At 71.0% G+C, this 5,305-nt stretch carries 3 protein-coding genes; all 3 read left to right on the forward strand.

Translation table 11 applies throughout. The annotated features are described in order from the left end of the window. Positions 1–36: 36 nt before the first annotated feature. Positions 37–1,293, forward strand: a complete 1,257-nt coding sequence (carA, locus tag RWX45_RS03550; RefSeq protein WP_316022403.1) for a glutamine-hydrolyzing carbamoyl-phosphate synthase small subunit — start codon at positions 37–39, stop codon at positions 1,291–1,293. Continuing rightward, the gene (gene carB / locus RWX45_RS03555; protein ID WP_316022401.1) at positions 1,293–4,622 is read left to right on the forward strand and encodes a carbamoyl-phosphate synthase large subunit; all 3,330 of its coding nucleotides are present in this window, start codon (positions 1,293–1,295) and stop codon (positions 4,620–4,622) included. The genes carA and carB overlap by 1 nt, the downstream gene beginning before the upstream one ends. Continuing rightward, positions 4,619–5,305 (forward strand): orotidine-5'-phosphate decarboxylase (gene pyrF, locus RWX45_RS03560; protein WP_316022402.1); only part of this gene is annotated, 687 nt, incomplete at its 3' end. The genes carB and pyrF, both read left to right, overlap by 4 nt.

Below are 5,305 nucleotides of genomic sequence, written 5' to 3' on the forward strand. Positions count from 1 at the left end.
GCCCCGGCGGCCTACGGCGGCTTCACCAGCCCCGCCCTGCCCGCCGGAGCACCGAGCGCGCGCACCCCGGCGCTGCTGGTCCTGGAGGACGGCTACACCCTGGTGGGCCGCTCCTACGGCGCCACCGGCTCCACCGTGGCCGAGATCGTCTTCAACACCGGCATGACCGGCTACCAGGAGACCCTCACCGACCCCTCCTACCACCGGCAGATCGTGGTGATGACCTCCCCACACATCGGCAACACGGGCGTCAACGACGAAGACGGCGAGTCCGACCGCATCTGGGTGGCCGGCTTCGTGGTGCGCGACCCCGCCCGCCGCGCCTCCTCCTGGCGGGCCCGCCGCGAGTTGGAGGCCGAACTGGTCACCCACGGGGTGGTCGGCATCTGCGACATCGACACCCGCGCCCTGACCCGCCACCTGCGCGAACGCGGCGCCATGCGCGCAGGCATCTTCTCCGGCGACGCCCTGCCCGACGGCGTGGCCGAACACCCGCGCTCCACCACCTCCGAGGCGGCCCTGGCCGCCTGCCTGGAGGCCGTGCGCGCCGAGCCGGCCATGGCCGGTCAGGCGCTGGCCGCCGAGGTGACCACCACCGAGGCCTACGTGGTCGAACCCAAGGGCGAGTTCGCCGGCCAGGAGCCCGTCGCCGTCGTGGCCGCCATCGACCTGGGCATCAAGGCCCGCACCCCCTGGCAGCTGGCCGAGCGCGGCGCCCGCGTGCACGTGCTGCCCCAGTCCACCACCCTGGATCAGGTGCTCGCCCTGAAACCGGACGGCGTCTTCTTCTCCAACGGCCCCGGCGACCCGGGCGCCGCCGACACCGAGGTGGAGCTGCTGCGCGGCATCCTGGACGCCCGCATCCCCTTCTTCGGCATCTGCCTGGGCAACCAGATCTTCGGCCGGGCACTCGGCTACGGCACCTACAAGCTCGGCTACGGGCACCGCGGCGTCAACCAGCCGGTCCTGGACCGGGCCACGGGCCGGGTGGAGATCACCTCCCACAACCACGGCTTCGCCGTCGACGCCCCCGTGGACGGCCCCAGCACGGCACCCTTCGACTCCGGGCGCTACGGGCGCGTCGAGGTCAGCTACCTGGGTCTGAACGACGGCGTGGTCGAGGGGCTGCGCGCCCTGGACCTGCCCGCCTTCTCGGTTCAGTTCCACCCCGAGGCCGCCGCCGGCCCGCACGACGGCGAGCACCTGTTCGACCGCTTCATCCGCATGATGCACGAGCACCGCGTCGCCTCCGCCGTGCCCGCTGCCCCCACCACCCCCGAGGAGAACGCCTGATGCCCCGCCGTACCGACATCTCCTCCGTCCTGGTAATCGGCTCCGGCCCGATTGTGATCGGTCAGGCCTGCGAGTTCGACTACTCCGGCACCCAGGCCTGCCGCGTGCTGCGCGCCGAGGGCATCCGCGTCATCCTGGTCAACTCCAACCCGGCGACCATCATGACCGACCCGGACATGGCCGACGCCACCTACGTGGAGCCGATCACCCCCGAGGTGGTGGAGGCGATCATCGCCAAGGAGCGCCCGGACGCCCTGCTGCCCACCCTCGGCGGGCAGACGGCCCTCAACACCGCCATGAGTCTGGTGGAGGCCGGAGTACTGGACAAGTACGGCGTGGAGCTCATCGGCGCCCGCGCCGAGGCCATCAACGCCGGTGAGGACCGGGAGGAGTTCAAGCGCGTGGTCGAGCGCTGCGGCGCCGAGGTGGCCCGTAGCGTCATCGCCCACACCATGGCCGAGTGCCACGCCGGGGTGGAGGCGCTCGGCGGTTACCCCGTGGTGGTGCGCCCCTCCTTCACCATGGGTGGGCTCGGCTCCGGCTTCGCCTACAACGCCGAGGACCTGGAGCGCATCGCCGGGCAGGGCCTGGCCGACTCCCGCACCACCGAGGTGCTGCTGGAGGAGTCCATCCTCGGCTGGAAGGAGATCGAGCTGGAGGTCATGCGCGACCGGGTCGACAACTGCGTGATGGTCTGCTCCATCGAGAACGTCGATCCGGTGGGCGTGCACACCGGCGACTCCATCACCATCGCCCCGGCCCTGACCCTGACCGACCGGGAGCTGCAGAGACTGCGGGACATTGCCATCGCGGTCATCCGCGAGGTGGGCGTGGACACCGGCGGCTGCAACATTCAGTTCGCCGTGCACCCGGAAACCGGTCGCGTCATCGTCATCGAGATGAACCCGCGCGTGTCCCGCTCCTCCGCCCTGGCGTCGAAGGCCACGGGCTTCCCCATCGCCAAGATCGCCGCTCGCCTGGCCATCGGCTACACCCTCGATGAGATCCCCAACGACATCACCGGGTCCACCCCCGCCTCCTTCGAGCCGGCCGTGGACTATGTGGTGGTCAAGGTGCCGCGCTTCGCCTTTGAGAAGTTCCGCGGTGCCGACCCGACACTGACCACCACCATGAAGTCGGTGGGGGAGGCCATGGCGCTGGGCCGCTGCTACACCGAGGCCCTGCAGAAGGCCATGCGCTCCATCGACAAGGCCGGCACGGTCTTCCACTGGGACGGCCCGGCCCCCACCGCCGAGCAGCTGCCCGAGCTCATCGAGTCACTGCGCACCCCCACCGAGCACCGCCTGGTCGACCTGCAACAGGCGATCCGCGGCGGCGCCACCCTGGAGCAGCTGTTCGAGGCGACCGCGATCGACCCGTGGTTCCTGGATCAGATGTTCCTGCTGCAGGAGGTCGCCGAGGCGCTCCAGGCGGCTCCGGCATTGACCGCCGAGCTGCTGGGGCGTGCCAAGCGCCATGGCTTCTCCGACGCTCAGATCGCCGCTCTGCGCGGCATCGGTGAGGACACCGTGCGCGAAGTGCGCCACGCCTTCGGGCTGCGTCCCGTGTACAAGACGGTGGACACCTGCGCCGCCGAATTCGCCGCCGACACCCCCTACCTGTACTCCACCTACGACACCGAGACCGAGGTCGCCCCCCGGAAGCGGGAGGCCGTCATCATCCTGGGTGCGGGTCCCAACCGGATCGGCCAGGGCATCGAATTCGACTACTCCTGCGTGCACGCCACCATGGCGCTGTCCGAGCGCTACGACACGGTCATGGTTAACTGCAACCCGGAGACCGTGTCCACCGACTACGACATCTCCGACCGGCTCTACTTCGAGCCGCTCACCTTCGAGGATGTCATGGAGGTCTACGAGGCGGAGCTGGCGGCCGGCCCGGTGGCCGGCATGATCGTCCAGCTGGGCGGACAGACGCCCCTGTCCCTGGCCGCCCGCCTCAAGGCTGCGGGCGTGCCCATCCTGGGGACGACCCCGGAGGCCATCGACGCGGCCGAGGATCGGGAGGTCTTCGGCGTCGTCTTGGAGCGGGCCGGACTGCCGGCCCCCGCCCACGGCACCGCCCTGAGCGACGAGCAGACCCTCGCCGTCGCCGCCGACATCGGCTTCCCGGTGCTCGTGCGCCCCAGCTACGTGCTGGGCGGACGCGGCATGGAGATCGTCTACGACCGTGACGGGCTGGTGGACTACCTGGCGCGCGCCTCGGCCGAAGCCGGCGGCGCCTACGCCAACGGTCCACTGCTCATCGACCGTTTCCTCGACGACGCCATCGAGATCGACGTCGACGCCCTCTACGACGGCACCGAGCTGTTCCTCGGCGGAGTCATGGAGCACATCGAGGAGGCCGGCATTCACTCCGGCGACTCCGCCTGCGTGTTGCCGCCCATGACCCTGTCCGACACCGAGATCGCCCGTATCCGCCGCTCCACCGAGGCCATCGCCGCCGGTGTGGGCGTGCGGGGGCTCATCAATATCCAGTACGCGCTGGTCTCCGACACGCTCTACGTCATCGAGGCCAATCCGCGCGCCTCGCGGACGGTGCCCTTCGTCTCCAAGGCGACGGGCGTGCAGCTGGCCAAGGCGGCAGCCCTGCTCATGGCCGGCGAGACCATCGCCGACTTGAAGGCGGCCGGGCGCCTACCCGCCCACGACGCCGCAGTGACGGATTCGCTGGACCCCATTGCGGTCAAGGAGGCGGTGCTGCCGTTCAAGCGGTTCCGCACCCCCTCCGGACGCGTCGTTGACACGGTGCTCGGCCCGGAGATGCGGTCGACCGGCGAGGTCATGGGCTACGACGTCGACTTCCCGCGCGCCTTCGCCAAGTCCCAGGCCGGCGCGTATGGCGGACTGCCCAGCGAGGGCGCCCTCTTCGTGTCCGTTGCCGACCGCGACAAGCGTGCCATCGTGCTGCCCGTCGCGCGGCTGGCCGAACTGGGCTTCACCATCTACGCCACCTCCGGCACCGCCCAGGTACTGCGTCGCAACGGCATCCCGGCCACCCCCGTCCGCAAGGTCAGCGAGGGCCGCGGTACGCACGGGGAGCAGACCATCGTCGGTCTCATCGAGTCCGGCGCCATCGACATGGTCATCAACACCCCCAAGGGGCAAGGCGCCCGCGCGGACGGCTACTCCATCCGTGCCGCCACCACCAGCGCCGACAAGCCCATCATCACCACGGTGCAGGAGCTGCAGGCGGCGGTGCAGGCGCTGGAAGCGCAGCTCGCGGGCCCCTTCAAGGTCCGCAGCCTGCAGCAGCACGACGCCGACCGGATATCCCGCCGTCAGGGCCTTCAGGAGGCTTTCGCATGAGCCCCCGTGCCTTCGGCCCCCGGCTCGCCGAGGCGATGGAGGACCACGGCCCGCTGTGCGTCGGCATCGACCCGCATGCCGCCCTGCTTTCCGCCTGGGGTCTGCCCGACACCCCTGCGGGGCTGCGCGACTTCTCCCTGCGCAGCGTCGAGGCGCTGGCCGGCCACGTGGCGGCGGTCAAGCCGCAGTCGGCCTTCTTCGAACGGCACGGGTCTGTCGGGATCGCCGTCCTGGAGGAGACGCTGGCCGCTCTGCGCCAGGCGGGTACGCTCACCATCCTCGACGTCAAGCGTGGTGACATCGGCTCCACCATGGGCGGCTACGCCCAGGCCTACCTCGCCGACGGCGCCCCCCTGGCGGCCGACGCCATCACCGTCTCGCCCTACCTGGGCTACGGTTCGCTGTCGCCCGCGCTGGATCAAGCTGCCGAAACCGGCCGCGGCGTGTTCGTCCTGGCACTCACCTCCAACCCGGAGGGGGCGGCCGTGCAGCACGCCTGCGGCCCGGCCGGCAGGGCCGTCGCTGCGGACATTGTCGCCGGTGCGGCCGCCTCTAACGCGGCTGCCCGCGCCGACGGGCGGCTCGGCAGCGTGGGGCTCGTCGTCGGCGCCACCATTGGCGACGCCGTCGAGGCGCTCGATCTCGACCTGCTGGCAGCCAATGCGCCGTTGCTGGCCCCGGCG

It is taken from the genome of Actinomyces sp. MRS3W (genome assembly GCF_032465695.1).
Classification (GTDB): Bacteria; Actinomycetota; Actinomycetes; order Actinomycetales; family Actinomycetaceae; genus Actinomyces.